Consider the following 19,458-nt stretch of genomic DNA (forward strand, 5'->3'; position numbering starts at 1 on the left):
TTGTAAGTGTTTTCGCGCGATTTGCGCGGACTCCTTCAAAGGTCATCATCGTATATATACCTTCCGAATCAAGAGATCCGAAGGCAAAGGATGAGACATCATAGAGGAATCATCAAACTACCCACATTCCCACTAGGATTATTAAGTTATATCTTAATCCTATATGGATTTTGTGGTGTCGTCATTAACTACAACTGTATGATAAAACAGTAAACAGTATGACACCTCCAAAACGCTTTGGAGGGAATTCATAGATACAAATCATCCAATATAAATGTTACGTATTTAATTAATTTATATTTTATTAATATCGCTGCCACCATCAAGGCCACAATACCATAACAAAGAGGACATAAACCGGGCGCAGCAATACGTAAGCTTTAACAACATAAGATACATAGCAGTACTCAAACCCATAAAATTGCAAGAGGGATCAGCTTGCAGTCTAAAAGAAAGAATAATGTTTCTGATACAGGCGAAGTCACAAGAGTTCGCACCCCACGCAAAGAAAATAATGAAATCCTGGCCACCGTGGAAAACATGCTTGGAGCAAATCATGTTAAACTCAGATGCATGGATGGTATTGTAAGAATGGGAAGAATTCCCGGATCAATGAAAAAGAAAACATGGATTCGAGAAGGAGATATCGTAATAGCAGTCCCCTGGGATTTCCAGAACGAAAAAGCGGATGTAATCTGGAAATATACGCGGCCACAGGCAAACTGGCTTGAACGCAAAGGTTTCCTTAAAGGATAAACAGATCATGAAAAAGGAAGTTACAAGCAAAATAAAGCGTATTGACACTGAAGTGGACAAACTAAGAATAAAGCGCAAAGATACAGACACGCTCAAAGTAAAAGAAAATGTCTTTGACGAGCCTACACTGAAAACACTTTATACATTATCAAATAAAAAAATAATAGAAGCAATTGGCGGTTCAATAAGTACAGGAAAAGAAGCAAACATATTCCTTGCGGAAGATGAAGAGAAAGACATAGCAGTAAAGATATACAGAATATCTTCGAGTAACTTCAATTCAATGGAAGAATATATTCTTGGAGACCCCCGTTTTAGGAATGTAAGACACTCAAAACGCGATATAATATTTGCATGGACAAAAAAAGAACAAAGGAACCTTGTACGTGCAAAAGACGCAGGAATCCACGTACCTGAACCAATAGTCGCTGAACGCAATATCCTTGTGATGGAATTTATGGGAGAGAATGGAACACCATACCCCCAACTCAAAGGATACAGACTTGGAAAAGAAAATGCAGAAAAGGTATTTAATATAATAATCAATTATGTTGACCTCCTTTACAACAAAGCAAACCTTGTACATGGAGACTTGAGCGAATACAACATACTCATGATCCCTGAAAAAGACGAACCTGTATTCATTGATATGGGCCAGTCAGTCACCCGGGAACATCCCCGTTCAATCGATTTCCTGAGAAGAGATATAGAGAACATAGTTCGCTATTTCAAAAAATACAAAATTATCGCAGATCCCCAGGAAATATATACATCAATCAGGAACAAGGAAAAGAAAAACGAAGAAAATGATCTATAAAGCAAAAGGTAGACCAGTATGACACACATCAAAGTTCCTAAAGACAGAGTTGGCGCAATTATCGGTCCAAAAGGTCGCGTCAAGCAGATAATAGAAGAGAGATCAACAGCAAGTCTGGACATTGACAGCGAGGAAGGAACTGTGGAGATAATTCCCGGAGAGGACCCTGTAGGTGCAATGAAGGCTGAAGACGTAATAAACGCAATTGCAAGAGGATTCAATCCGGATAAAACATTTTCAATGTTTGATGACGATATGCTGATGCTTGAGATCATTGATCTTTCAAAACACATAGGAACATCAAAAGAACTGCTGCGTTTAAAAGGAAGAATCATAGGAAAAGGTGGCAAGACAAGAGAAATAACTGAAAGGCTGATAGGTGTTAAAATATCAGTATATGGAAAAACAGTAAGCATAATAGGAACTCCTGAGCAGAACCAGATAGCAAGAACATCCATTGAAATGCTAATTGACGGCGCAAACCATGGAAGTGTTTACAGTTATCTGGAAAAGAAAAGGCAGGAAATGCTTCAGTCACAGCTTGATTACTACTAAATCAAAAACATAGATAATACACTAGTATATCTCACCAAAAATATTAAAACTCTGGAGTCCTAATTATTTACCGGTGGCCAGATGCGAGGATATACCAACAGTTCTGAACTCAGGACATACGCAGCTTTTGTATTGATTCTGCTCCCCACAGCAGCCCTTTGTTATAAAGGACAACTTTCATTGGGGACAATAAATCCCCTCGCACTGATGGCCATTCTTTTTACCATGCTGCTAGGATCTGTTGTCGAAATACCTTTACTGAGCACACGATCCAAAAAACCCGAGCAATTATTCAGATACGCACCCATACTTGAAGATATATATTCAGTCCCCGTCGTAAAGGAACTGAACATTGGAAAAGACAGAGTTTTTAAAACAAAAATAACAGCAAACCTTGGCGGTGCGTTAATACCTGCACTTGCAACAATATATCTGCTACTAACCCAGCCAAACAACACTGCACTGGAAATAATGCTGATAGTAGTTGTCGCAGTGAGTCTCCTTGCTGAAATGGTAGGAGGAATAGGACTGATAGTACCTGACTACATCGGACTCATAGCCCTGCCGTTCTCACTCATTGTTTCACCGGAAAATGTGGCAGCAATTACATTCATAGCAGGTGTCGGTGGAATATTAGCAGGAAATATAATTTCAGCACTTACATTCAATAAAGAAAAAACAGGTAGTGCATTCATAAGTATTGGCGGAGCAGGAAGCTTTAAAGCAATATACCTGACAACAATTGTTGCCAGTCTTCTATCATACTTCATCCATTGACATCCCACCACCAAGTCTTTCAGCTCTTCTTTTTTCAATCCTGTCCTGAAGAACCTTTGAAGGAATATTAAGAGCCCTGTACTTGGCAATACCATTGTTAGTGAACCTGAATGGTTGTGGCGTATGGTCAACACGTGTTGCCCTCATTTTGTGAACAGCCATCACAGGCATCGGAGTTGTGTCAATATCATTTGTCTGAATAAAATCCAGGAAAACAACACCATCACCGAGGAAATCAAAATCATCATATTCCTTTATTTCTATCCCATGGGACTTTTCAGTAACAAGAATAGCAGTAGTCTGGTTTTTCTTGAGTAAACGATGAAGTCCGCGCCATGAAGTCGAAGTACGGAAATCACTTGGTGCCGTAAGTACATTCATAGAATCAAAAACAACTCTTTCAGGCTTATGAGAATCGATAATCTCCATCATTTCCTCTGAAGTAAGCATAGAGATTCCGAATATTTCCAGATAACCATCGTCAATATACTTACCGACATCCCATCCGAACCTTGCAAAATGCTGGACGAGTTGTTGTGCTCTTTCCTCAAAAGAAAAGAAAATGCACCGCTCACCGTTCTTCACACCTTCCATGAGATACTGCATCGAAAATGTAGTCTTTCCAGTGCCAGGGGGACCAGTCACAACAATGGCAAAACCTTTTGGGAATCCACCTTCCAGAAAATCATCCATTCCTGGAATTCCAGTTGTAACTCTTTTGATGATACGATCAATATTCTGTGTGTCAAGTTTGGCCTTGAAACGTGTAGAATCAAGATTAAGAAGTGCCTTTTCAAGCACGACATTCTTTGCACCAAGTTCTTTCTCGTACCTTTCGAGAACCTTAATAGCATCTGCGCTTAATGTAGTATGAATAGGGAATTTGGTTTTCATCACACCACCATATGTACATAATATGTGATTATATATTTAAAATGTTATGGTATTATGGACACACATTCTAAATTATGAACATAACTATTCAGAGGATTCTGAAATCAATCCTTTACCTGGAAGGAAGTTGCCACGCCCTCTTGATGCTACCAGGTCACCATCCCAGACAAGTTCTCCCCGGGCAATAGTATACTCAGGGAAAATACCATCCATACCCTCATAAGGTGTCCAACCTGCCTTGCTGTGAAGATTATCCCCTTTGATCTCAGTAACGTTAGAATGATTAACTACAATTATATCCGCATCATAACCTTCTGCAAAACGACCTTTTGAAAACCTGTCAAGACCAAATATCCTTGCAGGATTCTTGCTTGTCACATCTATCATGCGTCCCAGAGGGAGGAGATTCCTTTTTACAGCAACAAGCATTAAAGGCATAAGTGTTTCAACACCGGGAACTCCCGAAGGAGCACTCTTTATATCTACATCTTTTTCAGCTTCAGTATGAGGTGCATGATCCGAGGCTACCAAATCAATAGTACCATCATTGAGTGAATTTAGCAACATTTTAACACTTCGGCGGTCCCGGAGAGGAGGATTCATTCGCCCAAATGAACCAAGATGATCCCAGTCTTTGGTTGAAAGGAAAAGATGATGAGGTGCAGCTTCACTTGTGATCGTAGGAGCACGGCCTTCCCTTGAATCAATATAGCGTTCTTTACGCAAAAGACCCACCGATTCCATGGCACTTATATGGCAGAAATGTGCCTTTGTTTCATTCTTCCTTATAAGTTTGATAGCTTTCTCAACAGCAAATGCCTCACAATGGTTCGGTCGTGCACGGGAGTGAGAATCCGGAGCATAATCATTCTTAAGAAAAGCCTCACATTCCAGCCTGATCTTGTCATCCTCTGCATGAATACATGGAAGTGCACCAAGTTGTTTCAACACAGCCAGTGCTTCATCAAGACATTTTTCATCTATATTGAGAGCACCAGTTGACTCTGCCATGAATATCTCACCAAAGGCAGTTGCTCCACTTTCCCACAATTCAGGGAGTTTTTCGATATTACCTGTTACTCCGCCATAAAGTCCGAAATCAACTATAGAATTGCGGTTTGCAATCTTCATCTTATCTTTGAAGGACTTCTTATCAATAGTTGGGGGAATTGTATTTGGATGATCAATGACAGTGGTAATCCCACCAGCAGCAGCAGAACAGGAGCCTGTGTACCAGTCTTCTTTCTCAATTAAACCCGGATCACGGAAATGGACATGGACATCTATGCCTGCAGGAAGTGTAAGTGAACCTTTTGCATCAATAACCTGATTTAACCTTTGAACATCTATTTCTTTTGCTATACGGGATATTTTTCCATCATCAATAAGAACCTCTGCAGGTTGAAGATAATTATTGACAAAAACTTTGGTGTTCTTAATAAGAATATCTGGCATAGTGCCCTATATCTCAATAAAAGTATATGCTTTTTATGATAATTAATTGCAGAAAAAACAGCACATACTATATACTAATATATAGCAGATATATAGTTGCAATATAAAATTGAGGCTAACATAGGAATATATATTGTACTTACATAACCCTTATGTATCGACTTTGTTATGGTTCACTGACAAATTACGTAGAACCCATAAATAAATGGTGAACCAGAATATGATATCAGGAAAATTATTCAAGAACATTACAATTTTTTCCATAGTAATGTTGATTATTGCAACCGCATTCGTCGGGATCGGTTGTGTAGACAATCAAGAGACAACAGAAGAAACAACTTCAGAAGACGCCACAACAGAAGAAGTAGAAGCTGAAAGTATCATGATCAAAGGATCAGACACAGTGCTTCCACTTACACAGGCAGAAGCTGAAGAATTCATGATCGCAAATCCAGAAAAGTCCATTACCGTAATTGGTGGAGGATCTGGTGTAGGAATTGCAGCACTTATAGACGGTGAAGTCGAGATCGCAATGGCTTCAAGGAAGATAAAGGACTCAGAGATTGAAAATGCACAGGCAAACGGTATCAACCCTGTTGAACATATTATTGCATGGGACGGAATTGCAGTAGTCGTGAATCCTGAGAACCCTGTAACAGAACTTACTTTCGAACAGCTCAAGAGTATCTATGACGGAAGCGTAAGCAACTGGGCAGATGTAGGTGGAGAAGACCTTGCGATCACAGTAATAACCCGTGACAGCAGTTCAGGAACATACGGATACTTCCAGGAAGAAGTACTTCTTGACGAAGAATACCGCCAGGATGCACTTGTACAGCCAGCAACCGGTGCAATTGTGCAGGAAGTAGGACAGAACACAGGAGCAATCGGATACATCGGGTACGCATACCTTGATGAAACAACCACTGCACTTGCACTTGATGGCGGAGACGGATTTGTAGAGCCTACCCCTGAGAACATCATGGCAGGAGACTATCCGCTTGCAAGACCTCTCCACTACTACACAGATGGTGAACCAACTGGACTTGCAGAGGAATATATCGACTATGTAATGAGCTCCACTGGACAGGACATAGTCTCAGAAGTCGGATACTTCCCAGTAAATTAAAAACACCAGGTATCAGAGGAATAGATGTTAAACAGATACCTGAAGGAAAAGGGCATTGAGTCAATTCTCTTCGCAGCAGGAGCAGTGGCAATTGTTGTCCTTTTTCTCCTTTGTATTTTTTTATTCCGGGACGGGATACTGCTATTTGAGAATTATCCGTTTGGTGAGTTTTTAACTGATACTAAATGGTTCCCAACAGCAGATCCGGAACATTTCGGACTTCTGCCATTGTTCCTTGGATCATTAATAGTGACTGTTGGAGCAATACTGTTCTCAGTTCCGTTAGGAATTGCATCAGCAATATACATATCAGAACTGGCAAACCCGAAGATTGCCAATTTCCTTAAGCCTGTAACAGAGATCCTTGCAGGAATACCTTCTGTAGTCTACGGTTTCTTTGGCCTTGTCATACTTGTTCCAGTGGTCCAGAAAACCCTAGGTATCCCCACAGGACAGACTGCACTTACAGGTTCTATCATGTTAGGCATAATGGCATTGCCTACTATAATATCAATATCAGAAGATGCCATCAGTTCAGTACCAAGATCTATAAAAGAAGGATCACTTGCACTGGGCTCAACCAGATGGCAAACCATATACAAAGTAACAGTTCCTGCAGCACTTTCAGGAATATCAGCCGCTGTTATGCTCGGAATAGGAAGAGCAATTGGTGAGACCATGACAGTAATGATGGTCACAGGAAACTCAGCAGTAATCCCGGGATTTCCCTCTGGCCTCTTTGCACCTGTGAGAACCATGACAGCAACAATTGCCCTTGAGATGGGAGAAGTCCCACAGGGAAGCGATCACTTTCACGCGCTCTTTGCAATAGGTTCTGTGCTTTTTATTACTACATTCATAATCAACATCATAGCCAATTACATAAAAAGGAGATATAGGTTCAACCTGTGATAACCATGTATTCCAATGCAAAAATCAATGAAAAAATAGCCTTTGGGTTATTAAAAATAGCAACGGGAATGGTTGTTGCCTTCGTACTGGTAATCCTTTATTACATAATATCCAACGGATATAGCGCCATAAGTCTCGACTTCATTACAGAGATGCCCAGAAACAGAATGACGGAAGGCGGAATATATCCTGCAATTATGGGCACAACATACCTCATTATAGGATCAATGGCTGTTGCCCTTCCACTGGGAATGCTTTCTGCTATCTACCTTACAGAATATGCAAAGCCAAGCAAAACAACCTGGGCAATAGAGATGGCCATAAGTAACCTTGCAGGAACACCATCCGTAGTATTCGGATTGTTCGGACTCGCAATGTTTGTGAAATATCTTGGTTTTGGACCCTCAATTCTTTCAGCCTCTTTAACACTTGCACTGCTCATACTTCCAGTAATAATAAGAGCAAGCCAGGAGGCACTTCTTACTGTACCTAAAGAATACAGGGAAGCTTCACTTGCACTGGGTGTTACCAAATGGGAAACAATTAGAAGAGTAGTACTCCCAGCTGCAATTCCCGGGATGATAACCGGAGCAATACTTAGTATTGGAAGAGTTGCAGGAGAAACAGCACCAATTCTGCTCACCGGGGCTGCCTATTTCCTTCCAAGACTACCAGATTCAATATATTCAGAATTTATGGCACTGCCATACCACCTTTATGTGCTTGCAACATCAGGCACCAGTATTGCCCAGACAAGGCCGATACAATATGGCACTGCATTGATATTGCTAATAATTGTACTGTGTGTGAACCTTGTGGCAGTAACTTTGAGAACACATTACAGAAATAAGCTCAAAAGATGATGAAATCACGTCCATTTTGACATAAAATCAAGAGGATAATATATGCCAGAAATTTACGATAACGGAACCGAAATTGAAGTAAAAAACCTCAATCTCTGGTATGGAGATAATCACGCACTCCATGACATATCGATAGATATCCCAAAGAACAGCGTTACAGCATTCATAGGCCCGTCAGGATGTGGAAAGTCTACATTCCTCAGGTGTTTTAACAGGATGAATGACCTTATCCCAAACTGCAGGATAGAGGGTCATGTCAGCATCGATCAAGAAGATATTTACGCAAAAGAAACGGATGTTGTAGACCTCAGAAAAAGAGTTGGAATGGTCTTCCAGAAACCAAATCCTTTCCCGATGTCCATATTTGACAATATTGCTTATGGACCAAAAATACATGGAATGGGTAAAAAAGAGATGCCTAGAATAGTCGAACATGCTCTCAAGTCAGGAGCACTCTGGGAAGAAACATCAGACAGACTTGACACCTCTGCCCTGGACCTCAGCGGCGGTCAGCAGCAAAGACTGTGTATTGCAAGAACGCTTGCAGTCAAACCTGAAGTCATATTGTTCGATGAACCATGCAGTGCACTTGACCCAATATCCACAGGTAAGATCGAAGATCTTATAATGGAACTAAAAAAGGATTACACAATCGTCATTGTAACACATAACATGCAACAGGCTGCCAGGATATCAGATTATACAGCTTTCTTCCTACTGGGTGATCTTATTGAATTTGGAAAGACAAACCAGATATTTGAAAACCCTCAGCAGAAAGAAACAGAAGATTATATCACCGGCAGATTCGGGTGAAGTTAAATGACAAGAGATCAATTTCAGCAAAGTCTGGATACGCTTAAAGAATTCGTTATAGAAATGGGAGAATTGTCCCATAATGCTCTTGCTAGCTCAAAGGAAGTATTGATAACAAAGGATACAGAACTTGCTGAAAATATATTTGAGGGCGACCAGAAAATTGACGAGTATGAACTGAAGATCCAGAAATGTGCAACACAACTGATAGCACGCCAGAATCCAACTGCAGGAGATATGAGGTTAGTTATTTCCTGCTTTAAAATAGCAATTGATCTCGAAAGAATGAGTGATCTGGCAGTAGATATTGCTAATGTTGCTAAATGTATGGAAAAAGAGAGTACAGAACCATTAGACAATATTATGAAAATGGCTGAGATATGTGACGAGATGTTGCAACAGACGATCAAAGCCTTTGAAACAATGGATAGTGAACTGGCAAAGTCAATTTCCCTTAAAGATGACGATGTTGACAGGTTATTTTACGGAACGCAGAATAAACTTATTGAAATGATGATAAAGGATAAAACAATCATCAGCAACGCTTCACATCTTCTTTTAGTGCTCCGCTATCTTGAAAGATTCGGTGATCATGCATGTAATATATGCGAAAGTATTGTTTACATTTCTGAAAGCCAGAGAGTCAATCTCAATTAATTCACAAAGAATTGGACCATCCAGGAAAACAGTTCTCAACTTTTCTGGATGATTTCTGTTTTTAAATTCAGAACTTGCAATTTGAAGGAAAGTTCAACAAAATATACATCAAAATCCACACATTACAAGTTTTCAGCCGAATAATTAAAATCATACTGAAAGAAAATTAAGTACAAGAAACAGGGTGGAAAAATGACGCGCACAAGATACCACGAAACTCTTGATATTTTGAAAAATGATGTGAAAGAAATGGGTAAACTGGCACATGAAGCCATTGACAATTCAATTAAGTCTTTGAAAGAACTTGACAAAGGACTCGCACAAGATGTCATTGATGGAGATCAGCCAATCGATGATTATGAAATGAAAATTGAAAGATCAATATCCCAGATAATAGCACTTCAAAGTCCTACTGCAGGAGACATGAGATTTGTCACCTCATGTTTGAAAATAGCAATTGATATTGAGAGAATGAGTGATCTGGCAGTGAACATTGCCGAGATCACAAAAGAAATAGAGGGAGAACATGTCAAGCCCCTTGTGGACATTCCTAAAATGGCAGAGATGGCAAATAACATGCTGGAAGATGCAATGACAGCCTTTGAAAACAATGATGCTAAACTGGCCGAAGATACTGCAAAAAGAGATGACGAAATTGACAAATCATTCTATGCAATCGAGAAAGAACTTATTGAAATGATGATAGAGGATGATAGCATAATAACCAATGCATCACATCTTCTATTCGTACTTCGTTACATTGAAAGAATAGGCGATCATGCATGTAATATATGCGAAAGCATAGTTTACATTGCAGAAGGTCAGAGAAAAGATCTTAATTAATCTTAAAAATAGGACAGGTTAAAAATCGAACAACGAACTCTGTGATTTTTTGTCTACAGGTTGTTGTTGGGCTTTAACTCCACTTTCTTTTTGCTTGAACTTTTTTATTGGAGACTCTGGCGGTTTATCTGAAAAATCAAACAGACCTTTCTGTTTAGAGTCATAATCGAGGCTTGCAATATCCACACCAAATACGCCCAGAATCCTTTCTACCGGGGGTAATAGCTGCTTTTTGACATAATAGTCCACATCAATGGTAAGATTGTTCTCCTTTACATATTCCGGATCTTCAGCACGGTTCACAAACAAGTCCTTTCCAGCAACGATAACAAAGGGAATGCGTTCTCCTACAGGAGGAGGAGTTCCAGTTCTTTCCTCTATCTTTTCAGCTACTGTCAGATGAGGTTGTTTATTCTTATATCTCGAAGCTTTTTTAGAGAACATACGAGTCATGGTCAGGTCCTCAATAATGTCGGAATCTTTCCTGACATCGATGTTTCGCACACCATCCACAACACTGCGAACATGCTGCACAGCAGCTTCTACATTACCTTCCTTAAGAACCAGTTCAAGTATACGGTTAAGAGTCTTGGATGTAAGCTCACACCAATCCCTGCGTACAGTTTCCATACCTTTTACTTTAATGCCATCCTTCCATTCATCCCCTGAACGTTCGAATACCCATATTGCATAACGTTTCTTTGCGATGAACAGTGCGCGTTTTGCTATTGATTCGAATTCAAGTTCCATGGGATCCGGAAGGGAGGAAGATACTGTTCCTGCAATCTTCTTTCCAACCAGACCAGCATTGTCAAGGGTAATTTCCTGCTTTGAACTGCACTGAACAAATACACTGTCAGTATCCCCATAGACCACTGAAAGTGACACAACCTGATCATCTGGTTCAATAGGAGACAGTTCCTCTGTGAAATAAGCTGAACCTTCTTTAAGGATTACCTTACTTATGCCACCATTAATGAGGGCACGAGTACTGAGAATATTATCTCTGCCAAAACTAGTTACTGCATTTGCAAGAGTGAGACTGTAAAGCCTTGCACGGGTATAACCAGAGTAACCATAAAAGCTGTTAAGCAGGATTTTCAGGGCAAGCTGGGTTGCATCAAGAACACGATATTCCGATTCATCTGATGCATTCTTCATTCTCTTTTTTGTTTCTGTCCTTCGCAGGAGCAAATTTTCAAGAATAGATGGCATTATGCCTTTTGCAACCTCAGAAGAAACAAACTCTCCACCGGAAGGAGGAACTATTGTTTCCCCGTTTTCAGGACGATCCTGATCCACAACTGTTGTATAACACAGGTTGTGAGCCATCATAATAGTAGGATAAAGTGATTTGTAGTCAAGGATTACAACATTTTCAAGAAGACCTTTTTTGGGCTCCAGTACCTCACCACCCTTCAGACCTTCACTACTGCGATTTCTCATGGCTACAAGCTCATCACTTGGCTTTGGAGGAATAACTCTATCCTGCCTGCCATATTCCCTCAAAAGCAGGTTATCAACCATTGAGGTCTGACCTCCATCGACAACTTCCTGGAGGAGAGAACCGCTTACCCGGGCTACAGCAATATGTTTATCAAGAAGACGCAGTTTAAGGATTAGTTCTATTGCAAGTTCAGAGTCCCTACGTGCATAATCTATGAATTTTAAGATCTTTTCACCGGAATCATTCCAGTATTCTTCCATCTCAGATGGAGCAACATCCAATTTCTCCATATCAAGCAATTCTTTTGCCACATTCCTGAGAGTATATCGCTTAAGGCTGTACTGGCTTCGCAGAAGCGGCAACGCATCAACTACAACTCTGCCGGGAATGGAAACCATTGTACGATTGCCTATCTTACGATAACTCAGAACCCTGCCATCACGACCAACAGTAGGCCTTATTGTGTCTCCAGATCCGCAAAGAATGGCAACCCTGTCTGCAATGTAAGGAATATCAAAGTCATTTATGTTATAACCGGAGACGATGTCTGCATCATATTCCTGAAATATCTCAAAGAAATTGTTAAGCATCTGAGTTTCAGAGTCAAAACAAAGAACATCCTCACCTGTCCCTTCTACCTGTTTGGAAACCAGAACAAGAGTGTCATGACCTTTAAATGCAGGACTGAAGGACATACTGATCATAATCACAGGAGATGTTTCAGGCACGGGCATAGAACCATCTATAGGAAGACATTCGATGTCAAATGAAACATGCTTAAGTGGAGCTATAGAGAGCTTTTCGGTTTCTTTGAGAGAAGAAGCCGTAAAAACCGAGTCACAATAAATATGATCATCAGAAAATGGACTTTCAGAAATTGCCTCTGCTGTGACCCAACCCATACCATGGAGATCCATGTCAATCATAAAACGATTCCTGAAAAGGATATCGGTTTCATATACCTCCTTTACACCAGGAAGAGTAAGCACATCATCACGTATTTCAGGAACATTACGTGGTTCCATGGTAGTAATACGTAGCATTGGTTTCTTTGACACCTGATAACCTACAGGTTCAAATTTTGGAACAATATCAACCTTTTTAATTACGTCAAATCTTTCTTTCAACATAATAGAGAGCTTATCAAGCTCACCATCTGCATTCATATAAAAATAAGGTTCAAATTCCGGTACAAAACAACAGACGCTCTGACCATCTTCAGCCCTACCAAAAAGACGGACTACCGGACCACTTTCGTGTCCGATGTAATCAGCATCCAGTATCTGAAAGTTCATGACTTACCTTACAGGCTTGCAGCATATATGCTTTGCGTTGATATAAAACAAAAATAAAGAAGAGTGCCCGGAGCGTGACTCGAACACGCGACCTCCAGATATCTCAGGAGATTTTGGACGCACGGAAATTTATTCCCTATGAGTCTGGCGCCCCAACCAACTAGGCTATCCGGGCAGTGCAGCACCTAAAAGGACAAAGTCCTATTAAAGCATATCGATTGAAAGAGAGACTGTCCAAATAATAAAAATGATTTTAAAAAGGATTGGCCAGGATCAATATCCAGTTGATTCGGCCAATGTGAGTAAAACATCAATATCTTCTGTTGCGCCATCTACGACAAATACAAACTTGCCGTTGCTCCATATGAGAGCATATCTTTTAACGTCCTCCGACCCTACAGTTACATAATCAAGTATTTGTACAGCATTATGCCCATTTACAGATACATTTGTAAATCTGTCACCAACTCTGAGATTGCTGAATTCAGACTTGTATGTAGTGATGAATTCTTCGGCATTTTCAGCACTGTTTGTTTCAATAACTTCAAGTTGAACATCAGTAGACTCCGAGTACAGGTAGAGACCTTCCAATCCTTCTACAATACCTTCGATTTCTACGTAATCTGCACCTATTTCATCTGCAGAAAGTTCATGTGTACCAAGCAACTCATAATTTTCAGGCAAATTCTCAGTTGGTACGAGATCAACAATTGAAGATGAGCCAGCAATAGTGTCTACACTCATCATATCAGTAGAACCAGAAGCATTCTCTAAATCCTGTACATCTGTTGCAGGCGTTTCTTCTACAAATTCATCCGTGCAACCGGAGATAGACAACATTAAGATGCTTAATATCAAAACCAAAATGATTTTTTTCATGGTTACACCTCTTTGAAAAATAATATTGAATTAAAAAAAGATAGTAAGAAGGGATTAACCCTTCTTCATTTTAAATGTTTAGTCTCTTCTGACGAGGTATGCTACTGCAAGAAGTCCAGCTACTGCGAAGACTGCTTCAAATCCAGGGGATTCTTCTTCAGCAGGTTCTTCAGTAGTTTCTTCTTCTTCCTCTTCTACAGGAGTTTCTTCTTCTTCCTCAGCAGGCATTTCCTCTTCGGTTACTTCTTCTCCCTCAGTAGGCATTTCATCTTCTTCGGTTACTTCTTCCTCTTCCTCAGGTTCTTCTACAGCCATTTCGTCACCGATTGTTCTCTCGACGAGTGGGTAGTATCTGAGTGTTGTGGAGTTGTCTGCAGTCTTAAGCATCATACCTTCTGCAAGGTCGATTTCCTTGTCTTTTGAAAGTGTGAGTGTGTTGGAGTTGAACATTGAAATAGTTTTACCAACTGCATTAACTTCAAGTTCTCCAAATTCATCAGAGGTTTCAATCTCCATTACGTTCTCGTAATCAAGGAGCCAGAGACCTTCAACAACAGCAAGGCTGTCTACCTGACCCTGGAAAACATCAGTAATGAGTACTCTGAAGACGATTACATCAGACTGGTCACCGACATCTACGTCATAGTCCCAGGTTGCTGAATCTTTGTTTGAAAGATCGACGACTTCATCCTCGACGAATTCTCCATCCTTGGAGAGTTCCATCCAAACCTTGTCACCCTCTACATCGATCTGCTTTGCGGTAAGTTCATAGCCGCCAGCGAGCTCAAGTGCGGAGCCAGTCCTGAGTGTGTACTTATCATCTGTGTCGAGAAGGAGCTTTACAAGCTCGCCTGCATCATCGTCATCTGTTGAAACATATTCCTGTGCAAAGAGTCCAATGATTGGGAATGTAGTATTGTCATCTGTGGTATCTTCATCAGCAAAGTCAGCCTCGTATGATGTCTGAACGATGGTTGTGTTGTACCAGAGACCTTCTTCATCTGCAACTGATCTACCAGCTACAGTGATGGAGAGGGTTTCTGAACCTTCGTTATCATCAAGATCATACCAGAAGCCTGCGAAGTTATCTGTTGTCCACTCTGTTGTTTCGTCGTCAAGTGCGATGCTACCTCTAATTTCATAAGTTCCTGGTTCGGTGTATTCCTTCAAGACGTAGAACCTGAGGAGATCATTTGCATCATCTGCAGTCTGAATCTTCATACCTTCTGCAAGGTCTATGGTCTTATCCTGTGAAAGTGTGAGTGTACCAGAGTTGAACATTGAAATGGTTTTACCAACTGCATCAACTTCAAGTTCTCCAAATTCATCGGAGGTCTCTACTTCCATGATGTTCTCGTAATCTACGAGCCAGAGACCTTCAACTACAGCAAGGCTGTCTACCTGACCCTGGAAGACGTCAGTAATGAGTACTCTGAAGACGATTACATCAGACTGGTCACCGACATCTACATCGTAGTCCCAGGTTGCTGAATCTTTGCCTGTGAGGTCGACAACTTCATCCTCAACGAATTCTCCATCCTTGGAGAGCTCCATCCAGACCTTGTCTCCTTCTACATCGATCTGCTTTGCGGTAAGTTCATAGCCGCCAGCGAGCTCAAGTGCGGAGCCAGTCCTGAGTGTGTACTTATCATCTGTGTCGAGAAGGAGCTTTACAAGCTCGCCTGCATCATCGTCATCTGTTGGAACATACTTATCAGCGAAGAGACCGATGAGTGGGAATGTGGTATTATCATCCGTGGTATCTTCGTCAGCGAAGTCAGCTTCGTATGCGTTCTGTACGATGGTTGCATTATACAAGAGACCTTCTTCCTCAATTGTATATCCATTATAATCTACAAGAGTTGAGTCATTTATAATTGTTATTTCTTCACTTGCAAGATCTTCATCGATATCATACCAGAAGCCTGCGAAGTTTGTAGTGTTAATTACGATGTCACCATCTCCAGCCTGCTGGCCGAAGATATCCTCAAAGTCAGTGCCATTGAAAATGGAACTGCGCACTTCTACGCTGTCCACTGCAGTTACAGGCATAACTAATGCTGCAAGCGCAATAAGAGCAACTAATGCGATTGTTGTAAATCTTTTCATTAAATTTTCCTCCGTATTTAATTCGTGTAAAAGAGTGAGAATCAAAGAATAAAGCGAATTTCGCCCTATTAAATCTTCTAGCTTCAGACAAACAGTGGAGTTCGTCCATTGCCGAAGGAGACTTCATCACCCTCCTAATCCCGTCATATTGGATTACAAGTGTTCTATTAAACAATTGCCGTATTAAATCTTTTGTGGTCTATATCAGAACAATTATCGCATTGCATTGGCAAACATCGATGCAATTGACGGGAAATGTCGAAGTCACATTGAAATTTAAAAGAAAAAACAGACAAAACGTGAACTAATATTTACTAATCGTCGATGCTATATTACATTGCATATTATATTTTTCATTGAATATCGATAAAATCAAAGTCATTATACACGGAATAGTTCAATATATTTATATATGTTATAACATAAAAGAGACATGAAATAAAGTCTGGCAATATACACAAAAATTTTGACATAATCGATGAGGGATATTACCAATCATTAGGAGTGAATAAATAAGATGTTCGATGGTGCAGTTTCTGAAGAGATATCAATGGATGATGAAACAAATCGTGTCAAGACAGGCATTCCGGGTTTTGACGAATTATGCGGTGGCGGCCTTATCCGTGACAGGACTTACCTGATATCAGGTACTTCTGGTGCAGGTAAAACTAATTTTTCCATCCAATTCATTTACAACGGGATAACGAAATACGGGGAAAACGGAATAATTGTCGCAACCGAAGAAAGGCCCGAACAGATAAGAGAAAACGTTCTCAAGTTTGGATGGGATCTACAGGCACTTGAAGACGAGAATAAGCTTGTTATCATTGATGCATGTTCCACCAAGATTGGAATACCGTCACAGGAAAAATATGTAGATGTAAGACCTTTTGATATCAGATCCATGATGGACCAGATTATTGCTACGCAAGAAGAGATCAATGCAAAGCGTGCACTTGTTGACTCTACAACATCCGTGAGTTTCTACCTTCAGGACCCTGCCAAAATTAGAATAGAACTCCTGAAACTTAGCACCACGCTGGAAGTCATAGGTCTGACCTCCATGATGACATGTGAGCTTATTGACGAATCAAAACCTTCAAGATTCGGTGTTGAAAACTTCGTCACTGACGGTACTATAGTATTATACTACAAAAGGCACGAAAATGTTAGAATGAGGAGTATGGAAATATACAAGATGAGAGGATCAGATCACAGTAAGAAGATTCATCCATATGATATAACTCCCGGTGGATTTGTGATACATCCACACGAAGAAGTATATTCAATGTTCTAAAGATCAGGAAACATCTCTTCATGGCCGCATTCAACACATTTGTAGATTGCCAGCGTGCGGCCAAAGTGATCATGCCTTTTTAATGTAGGATATCTCCAACGGTTCATTTTACCTTCACAAACAGGACATCTGTAATTCATCATTTTCACCAACAAGTAATTATATAAAAGAGTATATTAAATTAACGAATAAACAATTATCCAACATACAAAAAAAAACCAAAGATAAAATGGACCAATTGAAACATATTTCGTGTGGTATAAAGGGACTCGACACGATCCTTGGAGGAATTATATCACCCTCCACATTTCTGGTAGCCGGATCTGCAGGAGTAGGAAAAACGATCATGTCACTGCAGATGTTATCAAATGCTTCGAAAAGTGGTGAAAAAGCACTTTATATTCCCATAACAACCGAAAATCCAGAGAAACTAAAACTCTATAATTCAACACTTGATTTTTATGAAGATTCTTTTGAAGTGCACTCAATAAACAGGCAGCTGGCAGAAAAAGACCCCCTTACAACCCTGATAGAGATAGGAAACATATTAGAATCAATAAAACCAGACAGACTTGTCATTGATCCTATAACACCATTGGGATTTGGGTTTATTGAACAGGAAAAAAGAAGGTTTTTCTATACTCTTGATTCTATGTTACAGGAAAGGAATATGGTCACATTTCTTGTAGGAGAATTGCTAAAATCAGAGATTCACAATTCTGTTGTCAGTCACCTCTCAGACGGAATAATATACCTGACAAGAGAAGACAGGAATACAAGAGCTGACCACAGAATGGAATTCATCAAAATGAGAGGAATTGATCCCGGTAAGCGTTCAGAAATAACCTCACATAAATATCTTTACAATATAAATTCATCCGGTTTTACAGTATACCCCCACCTCAGACCAGAGACTAATATAAAACTTGACGATTCAAGAATTGAGACCGGCATTCCCGGACTTGACAGTATGTTCGAGGGAGGATTGTTCTGCTACAACAGCTTACTTGTCGCAGGCATCCCAGGGACAGGAAAAAAGCTATTTGGTTTGCAATTCATGCTTCAGGGACTTGAGAAGAACAAGTCATCCATGGTGGTCACTTTTGAGGATTCGCCCCATCAGATGATACTTGAATCAAAGAAAATAGGATTGGAACTGGAAGAATATGTAGATAGAGGACTTCTACATTTTGTATGTACCAATCCAAATGAGATGTACCCTGCAGAGCATGCGACAAATATAAAAGAAGTCATTGAAAAGAATAATATTAAAAGAGTATTTTTTGATGGGATAAATCACATGGAAATTGCCATACCTGACAAACTGGAACTCAGAGGTTACCTTTATTCCATAACGAGCTATCTTAAAAGTAAAAATATTACTTCCCTTTTCACAACAGATACTGCACCTTCAGAATGCCCCGGAAATGAAAAAATAGACGTAGCTTCTATTATGGACTCAGTACTGATATTACACAATTCCAAAGCAAAGGATCGCAGATATATGTGTGTCACAAAATCCAGAGGAACAAAACACCTTCGTTCTATCAAAGAATATGCTATAACCGAATCAGGAATAAAATTAAGGACAGACACATTGATATGAAAACAAAAAAATGATTAAGTACTAAATGTTCTGAACCTTTTTCTCCAGCAATTCACCCAGCTCAGTGAGCATATACATATCAGAGTCCTGAAAAATCAACTCTTTTTCAAGTAACTCATCTACTATCTTTTCAACGGAAGGACGGGCAATATGCATATTCTTAGCCAATTTTTCAGCATCAAGCTGGTGTTTGGAACCTAAGAGAGCAAGTAATTTCTGGCGATTTTTATTTCCAGATACAAATCCAATCAATTCCTCCATTTCAGACCTCCTAATATATTATAGTCCGACATTCTATATATTACTATTACATGTTGAATTTAATATCAACCTATGACACTGAACTCCTTTATA

General features: G+C 40.0%; 19 protein-coding genes and 1 tRNA gene. 12 read left to right on the forward strand and 8 right to left on the reverse strand.

What is annotated here, in order from left to right:
* Window positions 1-438: 438 nt before the first annotated feature.
* The 4 genes from eif1A to J2746_RS11090 all read left to right on the forward strand — a co-directional run bounded on the left by eif1A (window position 439) and on the right by J2746_RS11090 (window position 2,905).
* The gene (eif1A, locus tag J2746_RS11075) at window positions 439-756 is read left to right on the forward strand and encodes a translation initiation factor eIF-1A (RefSeq protein WP_209620667.1); all 318 of its coding nucleotides are present in this window, start codon (window positions 439-441) and stop codon (window positions 754-756) included.
* Window positions 757-763: 7 nt separating this feature from the next.
* A complete protein-coding gene (locus J2746_RS11080) occupies window positions 764-1,573 on the forward strand; it encodes a serine protein kinase RIO (protein WP_209620670.1) in 810 nt (269 codons plus the stop codon).
* Between the two features lie 18 nt (window positions 1,574-1,591).
* A complete protein-coding gene (locus J2746_RS11085; protein WP_209620673.1) occupies window positions 1,592-2,128 on the forward strand; it encodes a KH domain-containing protein in 537 nt (178 codons plus the stop codon).
* A gap of 81 nt (window positions 2,129-2,209) precedes the next feature.
* Window positions 2,210-2,905: a DUF1614 domain-containing protein gene (locus J2746_RS11090; protein WP_209620676.1), complete on the forward strand. Its 696-nt coding sequence runs from the start codon at window positions 2,210-2,212 to the stop codon at window positions 2,903-2,905.
* Here J2746_RS11090 and J2746_RS11095 read toward each other — a convergent pair.
* Window positions 2,888-3,799: an RAD55 family ATPase gene (locus J2746_RS11095; RefSeq protein WP_209620679.1), complete on the reverse strand. Its 912-nt coding sequence runs from the start codon at window positions 3,797-3,799 to the stop codon at window positions 2,888-2,890. The genes J2746_RS11090 and J2746_RS11095 overlap by 18 nt on opposite strands.
* Window positions 3,800-3,883: 84 nt before the next feature.
* Window positions 3,884-5,254: a dihydroorotase gene (locus J2746_RS11100; RefSeq protein ID WP_209620682.1), complete on the reverse strand. Its 1,371-nt coding sequence runs from the start codon at window positions 5,252-5,254 to the stop codon at window positions 3,884-3,886.
* A gap of 220 nt (window positions 5,255-5,474) precedes the next feature.
* Between J2746_RS11100 and J2746_RS11105 the strand changes: the two genes are divergently transcribed.
* The 6 genes from J2746_RS11105 (at window position 5,475) to phoU (J2746_RS11130) (ending at window position 10,471) form a co-directional block, all read left to right on the forward strand.
* Entirely contained in the window at window positions 5,475-6,383 is a 909-nt protein-coding gene (locus J2746_RS11105) for a PstS family phosphate ABC transporter substrate-binding protein (RefSeq protein WP_209620685.1), read from the forward strand.
* Window positions 6,384-6,407: 24 nt separating this feature from the next.
* Window positions 6,408-7,295, forward strand: coding sequence for a phosphate ABC transporter permease subunit PstC (pstC, locus tag J2746_RS11110; RefSeq protein WP_209620688.1), 888 nt, complete (start codon window positions 6,408-6,410; stop codon window positions 7,293-7,295).
* 5 nt (window positions 7,296-7,300) lie between these two features.
* Window positions 7,301-8,158: a phosphate ABC transporter permease PstA gene (gene pstA, locus J2746_RS11115; protein WP_209620690.1), complete on the forward strand. Its 858-nt coding sequence runs from the start codon at window positions 7,301-7,303 to the stop codon at window positions 8,156-8,158.
* 42 nt (window positions 8,159-8,200) lie between these two features.
* Window positions 8,201-8,971 carry a phosphate ABC transporter ATP-binding protein PstB gene (gene pstB / locus J2746_RS11120; protein ID WP_209620693.1) on the forward strand — a complete coding sequence of 257 codons (771 nt, stop codon included), beginning with the start codon at window positions 8,201-8,203 and terminating at the stop codon, window positions 8,969-8,971.
* A gap of 6 nt (window positions 8,972-8,977) precedes the next feature.
* Window positions 8,978-9,628 (forward strand): phosphate signaling complex protein PhoU, encoded by a 651-nt coding sequence (gene phoU / locus J2746_RS11125; RefSeq protein ID WP_209620696.1) that lies wholly within the window; start codon window positions 8,978-8,980, stop codon window positions 9,626-9,628.
* Window positions 9,629-9,820: 192 nt separating this feature from the next.
* The gene (gene phoU, locus J2746_RS11130; RefSeq protein ID WP_209620699.1) at window positions 9,821-10,471 is read left to right on the forward strand and encodes a phosphate signaling complex protein PhoU; all 651 of its coding nucleotides are present in this window, start codon (window positions 9,821-9,823) and stop codon (window positions 10,469-10,471) included.
* Between the two features lie 18 nt (window positions 10,472-10,489).
* On the opposite strand, the gene J2746_RS11135 is transcribed toward phoU (J2746_RS11130), so the two are convergent.
* From J2746_RS11135 to J2746_RS11150, 4 genes are all read right to left on the reverse strand, one after another.
* Window positions 10,490-13,213, reverse strand: coding sequence for a DNA-directed DNA polymerase (locus tag J2746_RS11135; RefSeq protein WP_209620704.1), 2,724 nt, complete (start codon window positions 13,211-13,213; stop codon window positions 10,490-10,492).
* A 64-nt stretch (window positions 13,214-13,277) separates the two neighbouring features.
* Window positions 13,278-13,388: transfer RNA gene (locus J2746_RS11140), tRNA-Met, on the reverse strand.
* 98 nt (window positions 13,389-13,486) lie between these two features.
* The gene (locus J2746_RS11145; RefSeq protein ID WP_209620707.1) at window positions 13,487-14,092 is read right to left on the reverse strand and encodes a hypothetical protein; all 606 of its coding nucleotides are present in this window, start codon (window positions 14,090-14,092) and stop codon (window positions 13,487-13,489) included.
* Window positions 14,093-14,170: 78 nt separating this feature from the next.
* Window positions 14,171-16,201 (reverse strand): S-layer protein domain-containing protein, encoded by a 2,031-nt coding sequence (locus J2746_RS11150; protein WP_209620710.1) that lies wholly within the window; start codon window positions 16,199-16,201, stop codon window positions 14,171-14,173.
* 517 nt (window positions 16,202-16,718) lie between these two features.
* Between J2746_RS11150 and J2746_RS11155 the strand changes: the two genes are divergently transcribed.
* Window positions 16,719-17,498, forward strand: a complete 780-nt coding sequence (locus tag J2746_RS11155; protein WP_091710929.1) for an ATPase domain-containing protein — start codon at window positions 16,719-16,721, stop codon at window positions 17,496-17,498.
* On the opposite strand, the gene J2746_RS11160 is transcribed toward J2746_RS11155, so the two are convergent.
* Entirely contained in the window at window positions 17,495-17,638 is a 144-nt protein-coding gene (locus J2746_RS11160; protein ID WP_209620713.1) for a hypothetical protein, read from the reverse strand. The two genes, J2746_RS11155 and J2746_RS11160, sit on opposite strands and share 4 nt — an antisense overlap.
* 89 nt (window positions 17,639-17,727) lie before the next feature.
* Here J2746_RS11160 and J2746_RS11165 point away from each other — a divergent pair, with 89 nt between their 5' ends.
* On the forward strand, window positions 17,728-19,104 hold the full coding sequence (locus J2746_RS11165) for an ATPase domain-containing protein (protein ID WP_209620715.1): 1,377 nt from the start codon (window positions 17,728-17,730) through the stop codon (window positions 19,102-19,104).
* A 21-nt stretch (window positions 19,105-19,125) separates the two neighbouring features.
* Here J2746_RS11165 and J2746_RS11170 read toward each other — a convergent pair whose 3' ends face one another.
* Window positions 19,126-19,365: a MarR family transcriptional regulator gene (locus J2746_RS11170; protein ID WP_209620718.1), complete on the reverse strand. Its 240-nt coding sequence runs from the start codon at window positions 19,363-19,365 to the stop codon at window positions 19,126-19,128.
* Between the last annotated feature and the right edge of the window lie 93 nt (window positions 19,366-19,458).

The organism is Methanolobus bombayensis (assembly GCF_017873415.1).
Lineage (GTDB): Archaea > Halobacteriota > Methanosarcinia > Methanosarcinales > Methanosarcinaceae > Methanolobus > Methanolobus bombayensis.

What these genes read in the sequence shown, in the direction of transcription:
- J2746_RS11080 (WP_209620670.1), top strand. Translation starts at nt 764, where the DNA reads ATGAAAAAGGAAGTTACAAGCAAAATAAAGCGTATTGACACTGAAGTG.
- J2746_RS11085 (WP_209620673.1), top strand. Translation starts at nt 1,592, where the DNA reads ATGACACACATCAAAGTTCCTAAAGACAGAGTTGGCGCAATTATCGGT.
- J2746_RS11090 (WP_209620676.1), top strand. Translation starts at nt 2,210, where the DNA reads ATGCGAGGATATACCAACAGTTCTGAACTCAGGACATACGCAGCTTTT.
- J2746_RS11095 (WP_209620679.1), bottom strand. Translation starts at nt 3,799, where the DNA reads ATGAAAACCAAATTCCCTATTCATACTACATTAAGCGCAGATGCTATT.
- J2746_RS11100 (WP_209620682.1), bottom strand. Translation starts at nt 5,254, where the DNA reads ATGCCAGATATTCTTATTAAGAACACCAAAGTTTTTGTCAATAATTAT.
- J2746_RS11105 (WP_209620685.1), top strand. Translation starts at nt 5,475, where the DNA reads ATGATATCAGGAAAATTATTCAAGAACATTACAATTTTTTCCATAGTA.
- pstC (WP_209620688.1), top strand. Translation starts at nt 6,408, where the DNA reads ATGTTAAACAGATACCTGAAGGAAAAGGGCATTGAGTCAATTCTCTTC.
- pstA (WP_209620690.1), top strand. Translation starts at nt 7,301, where the DNA reads ATGTATTCCAATGCAAAAATCAATGAAAAAATAGCCTTTGGGTTATTA.
- pstB (WP_209620693.1), top strand. Translation starts at nt 8,201, where the DNA reads ATGCCAGAAATTTACGATAACGGAACCGAAATTGAAGTAAAAAACCTC.
- phoU (WP_209620696.1), top strand. Translation starts at nt 8,978, where the DNA reads ATGACAAGAGATCAATTTCAGCAAAGTCTGGATACGCTTAAAGAATTC.
- phoU (WP_209620699.1), top strand. Translation starts at nt 9,821, where the DNA reads ATGACGCGCACAAGATACCACGAAACTCTTGATATTTTGAAAAATGAT.
- J2746_RS11135 (WP_209620704.1), bottom strand. Translation starts at nt 13,213, where the DNA reads ATGAACTTTCAGATACTGGATGCTGATTACATCGGACACGAAAGTGGT.
- J2746_RS11145 (WP_209620707.1), bottom strand. Translation starts at nt 14,092, where the DNA reads ATGAAAAAAATCATTTTGGTTTTGATATTAAGCATCTTAATGTTGTCT.
- J2746_RS11150 (WP_209620710.1), bottom strand. Translation starts at nt 16,201, where the DNA reads ATGAAAAGATTTACAACAATCGCATTAGTTGCTCTTATTGCGCTTGCA.
- J2746_RS11155 (WP_091710929.1), top strand. Translation starts at nt 16,719, where the DNA reads ATGTTCGATGGTGCAGTTTCTGAAGAGATATCAATGGATGATGAAACA.
- J2746_RS11160 (WP_209620713.1), bottom strand. Translation starts at nt 17,638, where the DNA reads ATGAATTACAGATGTCCTGTTTGTGAAGGTAAAATGAACCGTTGGAGA.
- J2746_RS11165 (WP_209620715.1), top strand. Translation starts at nt 17,728, where the DNA reads ATGGACCAATTGAAACATATTTCGTGTGGTATAAAGGGACTCGACACG.
- J2746_RS11170 (WP_209620718.1), bottom strand. Translation starts at nt 19,365, where the DNA reads ATGGAGGAATTGATTGGATTTGTATCTGGAAATAAAAATCGCCAGAAA.